Here is a 16,346-nt window from a genome sequence, read left to right as displayed (position 1 = left end):
CGGTGTGGGGTCTCGTTGGCGTCCTCAATCAACTGACTGGATTTAGCGGCGCGCCCGTACCAGCTGGGCCAGGAATTCCAACACCTAGGTAAGCCTTTAACCTCTGGAACGAGAAAGGTTGCTCGCAGTAGAGCAAGATCGCCCGGTCGTGGATTTGTCCACACCGGGCGATCTAGGTGCTATACTGGTAATGTATGCAGCCTGTTTCCGATATCATTCGGGCGATTAGTAAGGAAATTCTCAACCCTCTGATCGCGCTCATGTTCGCGCTCGCTTTGGTTGTATTCCTCTGGGGGCTCGTCGAGTTCATCGCAACGAACGAGAGCGACCAGGGTCGTACAAATGGTAAGAAGCATATGCTGTGGGGCGTGATCGGTATGACTATTATGGTTGGAGCGACGGCGATCATAAAAATTGTTACAAATACCTTTGGTTTGCCGCCGCCTAATTTCTAAAGCATGAAGAGATTTATTTATCCAGCAATCGGTTCAGGGGTTTTTCTCCTGCCCCTCATTGCACGCGCAGAAGACACGGGCGTTCTTGCTATTCTCACGAGCATACTCTACATCGTTGATAGCGCCATCCCGGCGCTCCTTGCCGTCGCACTCTTCTTTTTCCTTTTCGGGCTGTTGAAATCATTGATATATTCAGGGAGTGAGGACGCGCAGAAAGAAGGTCGCCGCTTTATGGTCTACGGCGTGGTGACGCTCTTCGTGATGCTCTCAGTTTGGGGACTGGTCGGCGTGCTGCACCAGCTGACGGGCATCCCACCGGGAGGAGATGCCCCGCCGTTGCCGAAGTTGGCAGAATAACAGGTCTAAATTCGAAATTCGAATATCGAAATTCGAAACAATATCGAAATCAAAATGCTCAAATGACCGAAACACGACGGCCGTGTTTCGAGCATTTGAATTTTGAACATTCGAATTTGTTTCGTATTTCGTGCTTCGATATTCGGATTTCAAGGACTCTGTGGGTCGCCGGATGTCGAACTTGGAACGAGAAATAAATCAGTTTACAAACCGATATTTTATGACCGTCCACACTCCGCGTACCCCATCCCATGCGCGGATTTTTTTGCCTTCGGCAAACGTGCGCGGCGTGTAGGAGATAGGGATCTCGGTTATCTCTACGCCGCTCTTGATGAGCTTCGCTGTCAGTTCTTCGCAGAAGTTGAACCGGTCAGCGTTGATGCTGATTCCCCGGAGCGCCTCGCGGCGCAGCGCTTTATAGCCGCTATTCACGTCCGTGAGCCGCGCGCGGAAGAGCGTGTTTACGAGCGCGGTAATGAAGCGGCTGCCGAGCGCATAGTGAGAGTACTGGGGTCTTGTGGCGCGTTCGAGGTTCCGGGAGCCAAAAACGGCGCTCGAGCTCTCGAGCGCCGCAAGAAGGCGTGGATGGTCGCGCGGGTCTTGCTCGAGGTCCGCGTCTTGAAATATGATAATGTTGCCGCGCGATACGGCGAGCGCACTCTTAAGCGCTGCGCCCTTGCCACGATTTCTGGCGTGGTAGAGCGCTCGAATATCGTGAAAATCGCGCGCTGCCCGTGCGAGAATATCACCCGAGCCATCAGTCGAGCCGTCGTCAACGATGACCAGCTCCCTCCGGTAGGGTAATATGGAGACACCACGCACGCGTTCAATCGCACGCTCGAGCGTCGCCGCTTCGTTATAGACTGGCATCAGTATGCTCACGAGATTACTCTCAAACGCGTTGTTTCGTTTGTCTTCCATGCGTGCTGCCAGTATAGCAGTTTTTCTCTTTTTCTTTTCACTCGCGCTCTTAATTAATACCGCAGGCACTGCCCTCTCGACGTCGGATGACCCCTACTATCATCTGCGCCACGCGATCTCGTATAGGGATGGGAGCGTGATGCAGATACCGGTGTTCTCGACACTCCGAGGCCCCCAGGATGATCTCTACGTCTGGTACCACCGCGCCCTCGCGCCCTTTACGAGGGTTTTCGGCGACGATGTACCGGCCGCCATCATGGGCTCGAAGGTGTTCCACGCGCTCGGCGCGGCGCTATTTTTCCTCATTTTTTTTCTCGTGCTCGCGCGCTACCTCGTCGAATCGCGGAGCCCGGGCGCGCGCCGCGCACGGATTTTTCTCGCCCTTCTCGGTTGCGTGACCCTGTTCGCGTTCTCCCCGATATTCTTTTTCCGCATGTTGCTCCTGCGCCCGCATGTCTTTGCCGCGTCAGTCGTGTTCCTTTCGTTCGTGGCGCTCGAGCGGCGGCGTGTGTGGCTTCTTTTTTTCCTTGCGGTGCTGCTGCCTCTTTTCTACGGTGCGTCGTTCCTCCTGTTTTTGCCGCTCGGCCTTTACCTCGCCTCCTGGACTCTGTACCGAGGTTCTTTTCGTCTAAATTCGACTCTGTATGCACCGTTTCTTGCCGTGCTCTCAGGACTTACCCTCGGCACCGCGCTCCACAGCGATCCGCTGCGCTATCTTTTTAATGGCATGGTGGTGCACCTTATGGCGATCGTCAATCGTTTTCGCGCTGTCGTACCGGAAGGCGGAGAGCTCTACGAGCTTTCGCTCATACCGGCAGAAATCATGTGGTTCGTGCCGTTCATTGCTTCGATATTCTTTTTTATACGGACTGATCGCACGTCTCCTCTTTCATGGCGGGATCGGATGACGTTTCGTGAGTTTTACTTCCTCACGTCTTCCCTTGTGCTGATGACGCTGACGATGTTCGTGCAGCGTGCCGCCGAATACGCCATACCGGTGGCGTTCCTTGCTCTTTTTTTGATCTCTGCAGAGCGGCTGCCACGAGCGGTGCGGGAGATCCGCACACGAATGCGGCGTATTGACCCCGCGCGTCACCTCGATGCTAACGTGAAGGAACTCATTGAGAGCGTTGTGGCGCGCCGCTCTTTTCTGTTGCGTTTTGGGGGGGCTACTCTTGCCGTGTTCATGGTGACGACCGCCCTCACGGCCTACTTCACGGTCTCGAATCGTTCAGGGGACGAGCTTCGTTACCGTGGCGCGGCGCTCGCGATGGCCGCGGATTCGGCACCGGGCTCGCTCGTGTTCAACTTGAGTTTTGGCCTGTACCCGCGACTCGTGTTTTGGAATACGCATAATACCTACGCAACCGGCATGGACCCGACGTTCACCTACTTTTTCGACCCCGCGCTCTATTGGCTGCTCTATCACACTGGTTCGGGCGCTCTGGTCTGTCCGCGGTCTCACTGTAGCGAGGGCGATGCGGACGTCTCTGACCCCTATGATGTGCTCGCGCATGATATCGGTGCCGAGTTTGCGTTCGTGGACAGCGCCGTGCCGTCACTCGATGACCGCTACCTTGAGATGCTCACGCACGATCCGCGCTTCGAGCTTTTTTATGAAGACCCGGAGTTCTCGGAGGTGAAAGTGTTTCGCATACTGCGTGATTTTTAACTGTCGCAGGCTTGCGAGTAGCGCGGCACAGAGGTATGCTCTAAGAGCGGGGTGGAGAAGCGGTATCTCGGGAGGCTCAATATTGGGTCCGTTGGGGCGCAAGCTCCAAATCGTTCACTTGTCAAAATCGGGGGAACCTTCCTCTCACACTGTGAGTGGAGAGATGGCAATCCCGAGCCAAGCCCAGCACCACCCTGCACTTTGTGACCAAAGTGCAGGGTGGTGCTGGGAAGGTGTAGAGACTGGTAGGCAGGCCCCCGTCATTTTGCTACGCTTCCTAGCGTCTTCAAAGTGGCGGGGTGAAGGTACAGTCCAGACCACGTTATGTGTCAGAAGGCACGCGGCGAAAGCCGTAGTGGTATGCATAACCTCCAGACCCGGGTTCAATTCCCGGCCCCGCAATGGAAGCAAAAACCAGCACGATCGTGCTGGTTTTTGCTGGAATGGAGGGGAGCATGAAGAAACCCGGACTGGGTCGAAAGGTCTCCTGTGGGCTTTTTGTTGTCGCTACGGTTTTATGGCCCAAAATAAAGGTGCCCGGCCGGTTTGACAGGTATCTATATGTATGATAATGTATCCTTAGTAATGTCCCCTCGCACTAAACTAAACATTAAGCAGTAGGAGGATTCATGGACCAAGAGCAGCAAGCGGCGTTTTCAAACCTCACGTTTTTTCGTCATTACGACATCAATCTGCGCTGGAGCATTACACAGTTGTTTTTTGTAATACACTCGGCTATTCTCTCCCTCGTCGTGACGCAGTTTCGAAGAGGGTCGTTGGAGTATGCTGCGGCTTGTATCGCTGGCTTCTGTTTAGGATGGTTATGGCGGAGAATGACCATAAGAATTACCCGGTGGATTGAACATTGGACGCAACGCATGCGCGTGCTTGAATCATCAAACCGCGCTGCAAATCGGGTGTTCGGTTCTGAATTAATGACCATGCGAGGAGCAACCCGCACGATCCGTATTCTCAACCCACTCATCGGAGGTTTCATGGCACTGTGGGTTATATTGCTCATAGTCTCTCTCAACCCACGATAAGAACTTCACACAAGAAAGGAAGACGGCATGAAGAAGCTCCTTGAGAGAATTCGTGGCACCGAGGATTCGGAAGAATTTTATTTCAATCTTGGTTGTTTCATCGTTTTACTCCTCATGTCGCTAGCGGCCATTATTTTTGGACGTGGTGAGCAAAAATTGGCAGGGGTGTTTGGTATTATTCTTGCCCTCATGATCGGCTTGCCCCGCAGCTGCAGAAAAAAGGTTTGAGCCCTTTTCCAGCTCGTTTCAAGATTCGCCCTCGTTTTAATCGTCTCACGTCTCTGCAAGTGATTGAGCTCGCGCTGAGACACTTTTAACCCCCAAGTGAAGCCACTTGGGGGGGTTCTGTTGGTGGCCACATCTCATAAAAGTTCCAACGCCAGAATGCAACAACCGATGAATGGTCACCCCGACCCGAGGATTATACCTTGGAGAGTGGGCGAAAACTCTCTCCCGAGTATCGTCCCTTTATCCAACTTCTATCAAATTGCTCGCACCCTATGCCCGCAATGAAGCCAAACTGGTGCCGTCCTTGAGGACAGCACCAGTTTGGCGTAACGGAGAGGCCGGGAATTGAACGAATTGAACGGGGATTGAGAGTGGAATGCCGCTAACCAAGCATCCCGATCAACTGTTGTATATCGTATATGGACGTGAATCTACGAGACATGATCATTCCTAGGGGTACACCAGAGTTTCTTTCACCAGTGGAGCCTCCTACACCAACCAGAGAACAATCCTCTTATTATTATCCGAACGTAATTGCGGTGTTCCTACTTGCTATATATCTCACCGTCGTAGTGGCTGCGATCAGTTTGGTAGTACGATTCTTGGTTCAACGACGGTGCCGTGGAGCGACCTGGCAGGGGGTACCTTGACGATAGGCAATAGGTCCAACGATAAAAACTCAGGCTATTTTTGTGCTGGAAACGGGCACGAAGTCAAGCGTGCGGCGGTCGAGGTCCGCGCCCACGAGGCGGACGCGGAGTTTCTCTCCGAGCGAGAAGGCGCGTTTGGTGCGGGAGCCGACCATGCGATAGTTATGTGCGTCAAGTTCATAGTAATCGTCGGTGAGGGAGCGGAGCGCGATCATACCCTCGGCGCGGCTAGTTTTTTCTTCAACGTAGATGCCCCACTCGGTGACACCCGAGACCAGAGCGTCAAACTCTTCCCCGACGCGGGTCGAGAGAAATTCAACCTGTTTGTATTTCACTGATGCGCGTTCTGCATCCATTGCGGCTCGCTCGCGGGCGGATGCGTGGAGCGCGTGTGCTCGAAGCGCGGCGAGCTCATCCTGCCCGACGCGCTCGCGTGCGAGGTAGCGCGCGAGGAGGCGATGGACGAGCACGTCCGGGTACCGGCGGATCGGCGAGGTGAAGTGGGTATAGTAGCCGAAGGCGAGTCCATAGTGCCCGATATTTGCCGTCGTGTAGACGGCTTTTGCCATGGCGCGGAGTGCCGCTTTCTTCACGAGCGATTCCGCGGCATGGCCCTCGAGCCGCGAGAAGAGCGCATTGAGGTCTTTCGCTCTGACACTGCCGGTTTTTGGCACATCGAGCTCGTGGCCGATCGCGCGGAGGAAGACCGCGAGCTCCTCGATTTTCTCCGGGTCCGGCGCGTCATGCACGCGGTAGAGGAAGGGGCGAGCGACGTCCTTGCCGCGCCCGCTCTGCCCAATGAGCTCGGCGACCTCGCGATTTGCAAGGAGCATAAATTCCTCGATGAGCTGGTGCGCCTCAAGGCGCTCTTTTACCACAGCTGCAATCGGCCGCTTGTCTTTGTCGAGTGTAAAGCGCACCTCCGGCTCTTCAAACTCGATTGCGCCGGCCGCCACGCGGCGTTGCTTGAGCTTTTTTGCAAGCGCATTGAGCGCGGCGAGCGCGTGAGGGTATGGAGTGTGCTCGGATGAGAGCTCACCGCCCTCTTCTTTTCGCACATCAGCGATCTGTTGCTGCGCTTCCTCGTAGCTAAAACGGCGGTTCGAATGGATGATTCCTCTCCCAAACCAGCGCTCGCGGACATGCGCTTCTTGGTTGAGGAGAAAGAGCACGGAGAAGACGAGCTTGTCCTCGTCAGGATTTAGCGAGCAGAGATCGTCCGAGAGCTCCGGTGGCAGCATCGGGATCGTGCGGTCGACGAGGTAGACCGACGTTGCGCGCTCTGCGGCCTCGCGATCGAGCGCACTTGCGGGACGCACATAGTGCGAGACGTCGGCGATATGAATGCCGATCTCAAAGCAGCCGTCCTCGCGCTCCCGGACTGAGAGCGCGTCGTCGAAATCTTTTGCGTCTGCAGGATCAATGGTGAAGGTGAGCGTGTCGCGGAAGTCGCGGCGCGTCCCAATATCTGCGGCACTGATTGCAGCAGAGCGCTTGATCTCTTGCGCCTCGGCAGCCGCTTCGGAGGGGTAGAGCGAATTAAATCCGCTTCCGGCAAGAACGGCCTCCATTTCCGTCTCATGGAGACCCTTTTCCCCGAGCACACGTACGATATGTGCGGTTGGATTTTTAAGTGGATCGCGCCACTCGCCAAGCCGCACGAGCACCTTAAGATTACTCGCAAGACGGTGTCGTTCCGCTTCCTCGGGCGGGATCAAAAATGGCGTGTAGACGCGGCGGTTATCCGGCATGAGAAAGTAGCCGCGGGCGTCTTTTGCAACTACGCCCACAAACTCCTCACGCGCGCGTTCGATAATGCGGACAACCGATCCCTGCTGCCGTTCGCCGTGCCGATGCGGCAGGAGCTCAATTTCTACCTCGTCACCGTCAAGCGCGGTATTGAGCCGTTCGCGCTGAATTTCTATATCTTGTGGAAATCCCTCGATCGCGATATAGCCGACACCGCGGGATGTGAGTGCGATGCGGCCGGTGTGGTGCGACGGGCGCACGGGTTTTGTGCTGTGGAGCTGTCGCGGCACAGGTGCACCGCGCCGCACTCCCGCTCCCCGGCCTTTCTGTGCTGTCCTTGACATGCGTCGTATTTTCCTGTATTTATGACTGGTAGTCAAGTACCCGCCCGACGGCCTCAATCCTATCGCCTAATTAAGGAGGGCGTGATTATGTTTGAAGTCCCTTTGGCAAACTATTCGGAAGAGCACCGCTTTGATCAAGGACTATTGAAGTTGGTGAAAGAAAGGACGGATGCGATTTTTCAAGCAGAGGAGGCGTTGACTCAAAAAGGCGCACAAGAAGTAAGGACGGTTTTGGAGAACCAATCACCCGAAGGCATGGTTTCTTTACGTGCCGATATGCTCTCTGATTTATTGGAGCTCTTTCTTGATGAGTACCGGAGTAGAGTATCACTCATACTCCAGCTGGTGGTGTTAGACATAAAGATAAGCTGGCTTGCCAATTTTCAGCAACATCCAGATTTGCATGCGATATGCGGCGTGACTCGCGATCATCCAACGTTCCCGCAAGCTGTGATTGAAGGATTGCTGAGGTTAAACAGCTAAAGGGCTACTGGCATGCGCTAAAAATACGAAGCGCAGAACAGTTCCCGCCCTCTCGACTGCAACGTTGAGAGGGTTTTGCATTTTGATGTAGTATTAGTCAACCAGTACGCGCATTTGACAGTGCGCGCTGCGTTGTGCTATAGTAGCGCCGTGAGTGCAGGAATTGCCTCGCAATGTTCTGCACAAAGCCCCGCACCCGCGGGGTTTTGTGTTTTCTTGTGAAGCCGCATATACTGTACTTTGAATAGCGAAAGTGCCGACCCGAGACTCCGATGTCACACCACGACGAAGCTCCAATTTCCAAAAAACAATTTCCAAACAAATTCCAATGATTCAAATCACAAGCACGGCATAGTCCGTGTTTGGAAGTTGGAATTTGTGTATTGAGATTTGTTTGGAGCTTGTTTTTTGGAATTTGGAAATTCAGACTGGAACGTTGGACATCGGATGTCTTACAATCTCGTTATTCAAAGTTACATAACGTATGCTTCACACTGGAGGTTTAATATGGTGGCGCTCACTCACAGCCGGCGGTCGCACTCATAAGAACATTGTTTCAGGAGGTTAGCCCCGCCGGCTGTTAGTGTGCATCCATGAGACATGAGATAGATGAATCGCTTATCGTAGAGCGCGATGTCACCCTCGCGCCACGGACGACCTTTCGTGTCGGCGGCACCGCCGACTTTTTTTGCGCTGTGCGGGATGAGGGAGAACTTGCGCGAGCGGTGCGCTTCGCGCGTGAGCGCGACCTCGCGATTACCATCCTTGGCGGCGGCTCGAATGTCGTCGTTCGCGATGAGGGAGTGCGCGGCCTCGTCATCGCTATGGCGCTCCGCGGTCGGAGTTTCCGCAGACGAGAGGGCGGTGCGATCGAGGTGCGCGCTGCCGCAGGAGAGGTCTGGGACGGGCTCGTCCTGGAGGCAGTCGCGCGCGAGCTGTGGGGCATTGAAAACCTCTCCGGCATTCCGGGGCTTGTTGGCGCGACACCGATACAAAACGTCGGCGCCTACGGCGCCGAAGTCGGCTCGCGCATTGTCTCAGTCGAGGCGTTTGATACCGAGGGCATGGTCGCGCGCGTGTTCAACGCGGATGAGTGCGCGTTTTGCTACCGCGACAGTTTTTTTAAAACAAAGGAAGGGAAGCGCTTCATTATAACCGCCGTGACGTACCGGCTTGACGTGGAGGGCGCGCCGGACATCTCGTACCGCGACCTCAGTGAATATTTTGCCCAGCGTCGCGTTGCACCGACGCTCTCCTCAATGCGCGAGGCGGTGCTCACGATCCGCCGCGCGAAATTTCCCGACATTGATCGCGTGGGCACTGCCGGCTCGTTTTTCAAAAATCCGGTTATCGGCGCGGAGCGCTACAGCCAGCTCAAGCTCGCATACCCGACGATGCCTGCGCACGAGGCAGGCGCGGGACTTCGGAAGGTGCCTGCCGCTTGGCTCATCGAGCACGTTGCGCGGATGCGAGGCGTGCGCGATGGCGCGGTCGGCTCATCAGGGCACCACGCGCTTGCGATCGTGAACTACAGCAGCGCCCGCGCGAGCGATATCCTCGCGTTTGCCGCGCGTATCCAAGATGCGGTCTCTCGCGCGACCGGCATTACACTCGAGCCGGAGGTGCAAGTTTTGTGACCCCAGGGGATTTTGAGAACCCACGGTTCTCAACGCTCACCAGCCAATTCTTCGGAATTGGCTGGTGAGCTGCTCTCCTCCACGGGGAACCAGCAGGTTCCCCGTCCCCCTCCGCCCCCGTGGGGTCATATGCAAAAAAAAAGAGACGCATCGTCTTTTTTTATTATGACCTTACAGGCTGGCTTTCAGAACTTTTGGGATGGCGGGGATATATCGCTATCAGTATCCGAGAGTTAGACGCGGTGGTGTCTCGATAGGCCTTTTGCGGATCAATTACCGAACGTCATAGACTTGGCGATCATCCCCGAGACAGGGTCTTCGCTATACATGATGACGAATTTGGTTCCATTGTGCTCTATAAAAAGGGTTGCTTGATCGTGCCAGCTGAACACGTAGGCCTTTTTGGGGCCGACCGTGGTTTCTTTGATTTCCGACGGTATCTCATCTACGCCGGGAGTCGTGCCGAGGGACATAGCCTCTTTTGATTCTTCTGCGAATGTTTTTAGGTCAACGGCGTCAACACGTTTGTTAGTCCACGTATAGGTCGCTGCGGGCTCCCATGCTTCAAGGGAGACGCGAACCGACCATTCACTGTTCGGGTGGTCGCTTCGCTCAAGTTTGATAGTATCCCACTGCCGCTCGTCAGACTCATCTTCGCCAGAATATGGACCCATTTGCCGGGGGTGGAAAATTGTATAGTCGTGCTTGGCATTCACGTACTTGTCCCATCCGCCGTAGAGAGTGCTTGAGGTAGCGACCGGGTAAAGGTCGCTATACGCAAGAGGAGCGGACGGCGAGCTGGGGACGGTCGGGACCGTATCGGCGGGCTTCTTTTTGTTTGCCACTAAAAATATCGCAAGGCCTACCAAGAGGACTCCTGCGAGTAGAATGATTGCTGTCTTTTTGGCTGTATTCATAAAATTAGAGTATGTCGTTTTGGGCTAAAAAACAAGCAATCGGCAGGATATTGCCCTGCCGCTGGTCAAAGTATCGAGCCGTACGCTAATAGAGACGGTTCGAGGAACGGTAATAGCGCTTCCAGCCAGTTGGGACTCCGCTTGAGTTAACGTTGGATTCCGTCTGATAGCTCTTCAAAAGCAGGCCTTTCATGACCCCACGGGGAATCGAACCCCGATTTACGCCGTGAAAGGGCGCTGTCCGAGCCATTAGACGATGGGGCCTGTTGATGCAGAGAGTATAGCGGACTTTAGAGTGGGGAGCAAAAATGATATAGTGCGCACACTGGAGGGGTACCGAAGCGGTCATAACGGGGCGGTCTCGAAAACCGCTGTTCGCGCAAGCGACACGTGGGTTCGAATCCCACCCCCTCCGCAAAATATGCTCGCTCCGCTCGGTATTTTGCGGTACCTTTTGGTTAAAATCCGAACCTACTTTGATGAACATCCGGACGAGGAGTAATACCACAGCGCCGGGTACGTCTTGCGGCACATCCACAAAACAGAGAAACTCTCTCTTCATTTTTTTGAATTTTTAAGCTCGGACGCGGCGGAATTTAAGAAAAAACTTATTTTTTACCTGGTGGGGAAAGTTTCAGGGAAATATTTTGGTAATTGACTGTCCAAGTCAGTAAATAATCCGCTAGACCGTTCAGCGGATTTTATTTTCCGATTTTTCCGAATATTCATCATATCGCTCCTGCATTTATGGTGCCGGAACCGCAGCGAGTATTGTGGCAGCTTCTTTAATAACTGCCTGCAATGCGGGATTCAATGCATCCTGCAGATAGATTTCCTGCAGTTGGCTTTGATAGTGCGCTCCGATCATTACAGCGGTTCTCAAGACCTCTACGGGATCGCAGGGGGATTTTCTTGCGTTCATTCTGCAGGAATTTGTGTCGCTTGCCGTCCAGAGCATTTGCAGGCCGATATTCGGCCGATGAGCATACAAGAGCTGCCATCGTGCCGGAAGATTCTGGTCTTTTTCGGGATCCGGGGTTTTGGCGGAGAGGGCGCCATTTCCGAACAGGAACCTGCCGGGGTATGTTGTCCGTGCGTATTCCAAAACCGCTTTCTCGGCATAATCGGGATCTGAATCCAGCCCGGCAGGGATCGGCCCGACTGCCATAAAAATTGTTTTATTGGGAAATGCGGCAACGGTGGCATCCATGATTTGCTTACACGCATCAATGATTTTGTCACTGGAATACCCGGCATTCTTCCAGTCCTGAATGTCTTTTGCTGTCCGAGCTGGGAGCACCCAGTCATCGGTATTTGGATTTACGCAAGCCGCAGTCACCAGGTGAACATCTGGGTTCTTGTTGTACCGTGCGCCTGCAACTTCAATAAATGCTTTCTTAAGAGCAAGGTATGTTGGATCCCAGAACAGTGGAATCTCAACTGACGTATTGTATGTATCCTGGTGGAATTCATTCCGGTCAATGAATGAAATGGTCGTGACTCCCTCGTCAAATACCCATTTGGGGGTATGTTGTCCGCCGATGGCAATACCAATTCGTACCATTTTTCCAGCTGCGGCTGCTTGGGATATCTGGCTGTCAAGGCCACCCCAGTCATAGGTGCCTTTGCTGGTTTCGATGAGTTCCCACTGACGGTTGAATACAAGCCCGGCGATAGAAGGGTTTGCAAGCACTGCGGCGGGAGTTGCTGCTCGCCCGATGAGGACAAAAACCCCGCGTGGAGTTTTGCCGATACTCTCCGGCGGAGTTGGCGTGGTCGGCAGCGGAGTTGGTGATGCAACCGGGGCAGCGACTCCCGTTGATGGAGTGGAGGATGGGGATACGCCGGGGAATGTTGAATTAACCCCGAATATACGCGATACCGGAAATCGGGCAAAAATCAGGCCGCCTATTCCGGCAAACAAAAGAATAAGGAAGACAAATAAAAATTTCCTTTTTTGTGATACCATATCATAATTATATATACGGTTTTTAATTGTGCAAGGAGTCGGTATATATGTGGCGATGGAAATATAATCTGGGAGCATCTATTCAAACGCGCCCGAGCTTAAAAATTCAAAAAATAAGGAGAGAGTTTCTCTGTTTTGCGGGTGCGCCGCAAGGCGCACCCGGAGCCGTGGTATTACTCCTCGTCCGGATGTTCGTCAAAGTAGGTTCGGATTTTAACCAAAAGGTACCGCAAAATACCGAGCGAAGCGAGCATATTTTGCCGAGGGGGTGGGATTTGAACGGGAGGGGGTCGGGGAACGGGAGTTCCCCGTGGAGGAAGGCAGCGAACGAGCGGAGCGAGTGAGCTGTTCCAAAACCGTGGGTTTCCAAATAGTTCTATCCCACCCCCTCCGCCAGTTAGGAAATGCACATATTTTTTCAAAAAAGAATCTCTCGCCGTTACCGCGAGATTGCGCCGGACGAAATTTTTCTCGATTCGAAAAATCTTCCGCAGTTCGATACGGCGCAGTTTGAAGGGCGCCTGGAGCGACCACTCGGCCGCAAAAGCCTCCTCGTCCTCGGGGTGCTTTTTTGTGCGATCGGTTCGATATTTCTACTGCGTGCGTGGCGGCTTCAGATCGCGGACGGCTCTGCCTACGCCGAAGAGAGCGAGGAGAATCGGCTGCGTCACGCCGTCGTTTTTTCTGAACGGGGTCTCCTCTATAGCCGCCGTGGGGAGGCACTTGCATGGAATGCGACCGGCACGGAGGCCTTCGCCGAGCGCCGCTTCACGACACGAGCTGGATTTGCGCATCTCTTGGGTTACGTGAACTATCCCTCGCGTGACGCGGCAGGATTTTTCTACCGTGAAGATTTTGTGGGGGAAGCCGGCGTTGAGGCGACGTTTAACAGCACTCTTACGGGACAGAACGGGCGGCGGATTGTCGAGGTGGATGCACTCGGCGCGGTGGTCTCCTCGAGCATTTTTTCTGAACTAAAGGATGGATCGGGCGTGAAGCTCTCGGTTGACGCGGAGCTCCAAGAGAAGCTCTACGGGACGATTGCCGCGACGGCGGCAGAGTACGGGTTTCAGGGAGGCGCCGGCGTTATCATGGACTCTACGAGCGGCGAGGTGCTCGCTCTCGTGAGTTTTCCAGAATACAGCTCGGAGGCGCTCACGAATGACCGTTCAACGACGACTATTGAACGATATCGTTCTGACCCGCACGCGCCGTTTCTCAACAGGGCGGTGAGCGGGCTTTACGCGCCGGGTTCTATCGTGAAGCCATTTCTCGCGCTCGGCGCGCTCGACGCGGGCGTCATCTCGCCGGGGACTCTGATTGTGAGCACCGGCTCGCTCACTGTGCCGAATCCGTTCGACCCTTCAAGGCCGAGTGTCTTTCTCGACTGGAAGGCGCACGGCGCTACTGACATGCGACGCGCGATCGCGGTTTCGTCGAATGTTTATTTTTACGAGATCGGCGGCGGGTATGGCGGACAGAGGGGGCTCGGGATTGCGGGGATTGAGCGTACGCTGCGGCGGTTTGGTATCGGCGAGCCGACAGGCATCGAACTCTCAGGGGAGGAGAGCGGCACGATCCCGAACCCGGAGTGGAAAGCGGAGCACTTTGCGGGTGAGCCATGGCGCATTGGCGATACCTACAATACCGCGATCGGGCAGTATGGGGTGCAAGTGACGCCGCTCTCAGTTGTGCGCGCGACCGCGGCGCTTGCAAACGGCGGGCAGCTTCTTACGCCGACACTGCGCGCCTCTCGCGGTAGCGAGGCAACAGGCGCTCATCTCACAGGAAGTGGTGCACCCCAGACGGCGAACGCTCTCGCGCGCGATCTCGGGTTCGCCGCAAATGACTTGATCGTCGTACGCGAGGGAATGCGGGCTGCCGTGGAGTACGGCACGGCCCAGGGACTCTCACTCAGAGGGGTGCGGGTTGCGGCAAAGACCGGCACGGCGCAGCTCGGCATCAGCAAGGAGCGCGTTAACTCGTGGGTGCTTGGGTTTGCGCCCTTTGAGCGTCCACGATTCGCGTTCACTGTCCTCATGGAGAGTGGCCCATCGCATAACACCGTCGGCGGCGTGTTCGTCATGCGCCAGATCCTCGAGTGGATGCGAGACAACCGCCCCGAGTATTTTGAGTAATGCAGCACGTTCTTTTAACGACTCAATAGAGCCGTATTTTGGATTATACGTCGTTGCCGTCAAATCACTTGACAGTATATATATTTTATGCTAGTCTTGACTCAGTGAGTTTTTCAAAAAAGATAGGGCGCAATCTCGAAGAGGGAGATACCACGCCAAAATTTTTCGAAATTCCAAACGAAAAACTCAAAGCAATATTTAAGACAATGACGGAAACCGAACAAGTACAACAGAATACACAGGTGACATTCTACGGTCTCGGGATCGCCCCGGGACTTTTAGCTGCGCTCGACGGGCTCGGCTACGTCTCGCCGACGCCGATCCAGAGTCAGTCGATTCCGATCGCGATTGAGGGGAAGGACATCGTCGGCATTGCGCAGACCGGCACCGGGAAGACCCTTGCGTTCGGCATCCCCATGCTCCAAACCCTCGCGCGCGAGAAGGGGCAAGGGCTTGTGGTGGTGCCGACGCGGGAGCTCGCGCTCCAGGTAAATGAGCAACTGCAGAGCGTCGGCAGGAGTGCGGGTCTTCGCAGCGCGGTGCTCATCGGCGGGCAATCAATGGGGCCGCAAATGAGGGAGCTTCGGAGCCGTCCCCACATCCTCGTCGTAACGCCCGGGCGGCTGATTGACCACCTGCGGCAGAAGACACTCGGGCTTCAGAGCGTGCGAGTGCTCGTGCTCGACGAGGCGGATCGGATGCTCGATATGGGCTTTTTGCCGCAGATGAAGACGATCCTCTCTGCCGTTCCTGCCAAGCGCCAAACCATGCTCTTTTCCGCGACGCTCTCTTCCGCGATTATGCGCATTGCGACAGACTATATGCAGTTTCCGGTGCGGATCGAAATCGCTCCGTCCGGCACTACGGTCGAGCGCGTAAGTCAGGAGATTTTCGTGGTTGGAAGAGAGGAAAAGCCGCGGCAGCTCCTGAAGGTGCTCGCAGAGCGAGGCGGCTCGGTGCTCGTCTTCACGCGAACGAAGTATGGCGCGAGCCGTTTGGCGCGAATGATTCGTGGAGCAGGAGAGACGTGCGCAGAGCTCCACTCGAACCGCTCCCTCGGGCAGCGGCGGGATGCGCTCGACGGCTTCAAGATCGGGAAATACCGCGTGCTCGTCGCGACCGATATCGCCTCGCGCGGGATTGACGTCCAGGGGATTGAGCTCGTGTTGAATTACGATCTACCGGCGCAGTCGGAGGACTATGTGCACCGGATAGGCCGCACGGCCCGCGCCGGAGCTGCAGGACACGCGATCTCCTTCGCGCTCCCGAATGAGAAGCGCGGAATTCGCGCAATCGAGTCGTTTATCAAAAAGAGCATCCGCATTTCAGAAATTTCGCCTCTCGCCGGCGGCGCTCGCGAGGAGAGGCCCGCTCGCCCCCCGCGCTCGCCGCGAGTAGCATACGCGGCGGGTAGGGGCCGTCCGGAGACGCGAGACCGCGGTTTCCGCCGCCCGCATCGGCGTGCCGGTCGGGGGAGGAGATTTTGACGTTGGCGCGTCTAAAGCCGGAACGCGTCATTGCGCAAAAGATCAAAAATTGGCTTAAAATATAAAAATTTACGGCATATTTGGATTTGTATTGTCGATGACAGAGCCTTGATACTATGCTTCGATAGAACGATGCCACAGTATTATTTGTCCTAGCGGCTTCGTGGCACCGCCCCGGCGGCTGTGAATTACGAAACTGCCATTTCGGCGACTCCGCAGGCGCCGAGCGTGGTCCAGTCAATAACCCGAGCCCGGGGCTCTTGGCAGGTCGGCGCCGAGGACAGAGCGACCGAGCC

The 16,346-nt window shown here is 55.2% G+C and carries 13 protein-coding genes and 2 tRNA genes; 10 read left to right on the top strand and 5 right to left on the bottom strand.

Annotation, left to right across the window (positions count from 1 at the left end; genetic code table 11):
• The first annotated feature begins 194 nt into the window (after positions 1–194).
• A complete protein-coding gene (locus Q8R39_02935) occupies positions 195–455 on the top strand; it encodes a hypothetical protein (GenBank protein MDP3735356.1) in 261 nt (86 codons plus the stop codon).
• A 3-nt stretch (positions 456–458) separates the two neighbouring features.
• Complete coding sequence (locus tag Q8R39_02930) at positions 459–812, top strand: hypothetical protein (GenBank protein ID MDP3735355.1); 354 nt, start codon at positions 459–461, stop codon at positions 810–812.
• 198 nt (positions 813–1,010) lie between these two features.
• Here the strand turns inward: Q8R39_02930 and Q8R39_02925 are convergent, their stop codons facing one another.
• On the bottom strand, positions 1,011–1,733 hold the full coding sequence (locus Q8R39_02925) for a glycosyltransferase family 2 protein (protein MDP3735354.1): 723 nt from the start codon (positions 1,731–1,733) through the stop codon (positions 1,011–1,013).
• Between Q8R39_02925 and Q8R39_02920 the strand changes: the two genes are divergently transcribed.
• The 3 genes from Q8R39_02920 (at position 1,732) to Q8R39_02910 (ending at position 4,676) form a co-directional block, all read left to right on the top strand.
• Positions 1,732–3,405, top strand: a complete 1,674-nt coding sequence (locus Q8R39_02920) for a hypothetical protein (protein MDP3735353.1) — start codon at positions 1,732–1,734, stop codon at positions 3,403–3,405. The two genes, Q8R39_02925 and Q8R39_02920, sit on opposite strands and share 2 nt — an antisense overlap.
• A 629-nt stretch (positions 3,406–4,034) precedes the next feature.
• Positions 4,035–4,448, top strand: a complete 414-nt coding sequence (locus Q8R39_02915) for a hypothetical protein (GenBank protein ID MDP3735352.1) — start codon at positions 4,035–4,037, stop codon at positions 4,446–4,448.
• 27 nt (positions 4,449–4,475) lie between these two features.
• Positions 4,476–4,676 (top strand): hypothetical protein, encoded by a 201-nt coding sequence (locus Q8R39_02910; protein ID MDP3735351.1) that lies wholly within the window; start codon positions 4,476–4,478, stop codon positions 4,674–4,676.
• A 679-nt stretch (positions 4,677–5,355) separates the two neighbouring features.
• On the opposite strand, the gene rnr is transcribed toward Q8R39_02910, so the two are convergent.
• Positions 5,356–7,419 (bottom strand): ribonuclease R, encoded by a 2,064-nt coding sequence (gene rnr, locus Q8R39_02905; GenBank protein MDP3735350.1) that lies wholly within the window; start codon positions 7,417–7,419, stop codon positions 5,356–5,358.
• A gap of 87 nt (positions 7,420–7,506) precedes the next feature.
• Here rnr and Q8R39_02900 point away from each other — a divergent pair, with 87 nt between their 5' ends.
• Positions 7,507–7,902, top strand: a complete 396-nt coding sequence (locus Q8R39_02900) for a hypothetical protein (protein MDP3735349.1) — start codon at positions 7,507–7,509, stop codon at positions 7,900–7,902.
• Between the two features lie 593 nt (positions 7,903–8,495).
• Positions 8,496–9,539, top strand: coding sequence for a UDP-N-acetylmuramate dehydrogenase (murB, locus tag Q8R39_02895; GenBank protein MDP3735348.1), 1,044 nt, complete (start codon positions 8,496–8,498; stop codon positions 9,537–9,539).
• 269 nt (positions 9,540–9,808) lie between these two features.
• Here the strand turns inward: murB and Q8R39_02890 are convergent, their stop codons facing one another.
• Together Q8R39_02890 and Q8R39_02885 are read right to left on the bottom strand one after the other, a co-directional pair.
• The gene (locus tag Q8R39_02890) at positions 9,809–10,456 is read right to left on the bottom strand and encodes a hypothetical protein (GenBank protein MDP3735347.1); all 648 of its coding nucleotides are present in this window, start codon (positions 10,454–10,456) and stop codon (positions 9,809–9,811) included.
• A gap of 192 nt (positions 10,457–10,648) precedes the next feature.
• Positions 10,649–10,720 (bottom strand) — tRNA-Glu (locus tag Q8R39_02885).
• Between the two features lie 63 nt (positions 10,721–10,783).
• Between Q8R39_02885 and Q8R39_02880 the strand changes: the two genes are divergently transcribed.
• A tRNA-Ser gene (locus tag Q8R39_02880) sits at positions 10,784–10,871 on the top strand.
• 330 nt (positions 10,872–11,201) lie between these two features.
• Here Q8R39_02880 and Q8R39_02875 read toward each other — a convergent pair.
• A complete protein-coding gene (locus tag Q8R39_02875) occupies positions 11,202–12,425 on the bottom strand; it encodes a beta-galactosidase (GenBank protein ID MDP3735346.1) in 1,224 nt (407 codons plus the stop codon).
• A gap of 404 nt (positions 12,426–12,829) precedes the next feature.
• On the opposite strand from Q8R39_02875, the gene Q8R39_02870 reads away from it, so the two are divergent.
• A complete protein-coding gene (locus Q8R39_02870) occupies positions 12,830–14,563 on the top strand; it encodes a penicillin-binding transpeptidase domain-containing protein (protein MDP3735345.1) in 1,734 nt (577 codons plus the stop codon).
• 206 nt (positions 14,564–14,769) lie between these two features.
• Positions 14,770–16,050, top strand: a complete 1,281-nt coding sequence (locus Q8R39_02865; protein MDP3735344.1) for a DEAD/DEAH box helicase — start codon at positions 14,770–14,772, stop codon at positions 16,048–16,050.
• Positions 16,051–16,346 lie beyond the last annotated feature (296 nt).

The organism is bacterium (assembly GCA_030697645.1).
In the GTDB taxonomy this organism is placed as follows: Bacteria; Patescibacteriota; Minisyncoccia; order Phycocordibacterales; family VMGT01; genus JAUYPI01.
The sequence above is the reverse complement of the archived record's forward strand: the minus strand, read 5'-3'. Positions and strand labels throughout refer to the sequence as shown.

What these genes read in the sequence shown, in the direction of transcription:
- Q8R39_02935 (MDP3735356.1), top strand. Translation starts at nt 195, where the DNA reads ATGCAGCCTGTTTCCGATATCATTCGGGCGATTAGTAAGGAAATTCTC.
- Q8R39_02900 (MDP3735349.1), top strand. Translation starts at nt 7,507, where the DNA reads ATGTTTGAAGTCCCTTTGGCAAACTATTCGGAAGAGCACCGCTTTGAT.
- Q8R39_02865 (MDP3735344.1), top strand. Translation starts at nt 14,770, where the DNA reads ATGACGGAAACCGAACAAGTACAACAGAATACACAGGTGACATTCTAC.
- Q8R39_02920 (MDP3735353.1), top strand. Translation starts at nt 1,732, where the DNA reads ATGCGTGCTGCCAGTATAGCAGTTTTTCTCTTTTTCTTTTCACTCGCG.
- Q8R39_02870 (MDP3735345.1), top strand. Translation starts at nt 12,830, where the DNA reads ATGCACATATTTTTTCAAAAAAGAATCTCTCGCCGTTACCGCGAGATT.
- Q8R39_02930 (MDP3735355.1), top strand. Translation starts at nt 459, where the DNA reads ATGAAGAGATTTATTTATCCAGCAATCGGTTCAGGGGTTTTTCTCCTG.
- Q8R39_02875 (MDP3735346.1), bottom strand. Translation starts at nt 12,425, where the DNA reads ATGGTATCACAAAAAAGGAAATTTTTATTTGTCTTCCTTATTCTTTTG.
- rnr (MDP3735350.1), bottom strand. Translation starts at nt 7,419, where the DNA reads ATGTCAAGGACAGCACAGAAAGGCCGGGGAGCGGGAGTGCGGCGCGGT.
- Q8R39_02925 (MDP3735354.1), bottom strand. Translation starts at nt 1,733, where the DNA reads ATGGAAGACAAACGAAACAACGCGTTTGAGAGTAATCTCGTGAGCATA.
- Q8R39_02915 (MDP3735352.1), top strand. Translation starts at nt 4,035, where the DNA reads ATGGACCAAGAGCAGCAAGCGGCGTTTTCAAACCTCACGTTTTTTCGT.
- Q8R39_02890 (MDP3735347.1), bottom strand. Translation starts at nt 10,456, where the DNA reads ATGAATACAGCCAAAAAGACAGCAATCATTCTACTCGCAGGAGTCCTC.
- murB (MDP3735348.1), top strand. Translation starts at nt 8,496, where the DNA reads ATGAGACATGAGATAGATGAATCGCTTATCGTAGAGCGCGATGTCACC.
- Q8R39_02910 (MDP3735351.1), top strand. Translation starts at nt 4,476, where the DNA reads ATGAAGAAGCTCCTTGAGAGAATTCGTGGCACCGAGGATTCGGAAGAA.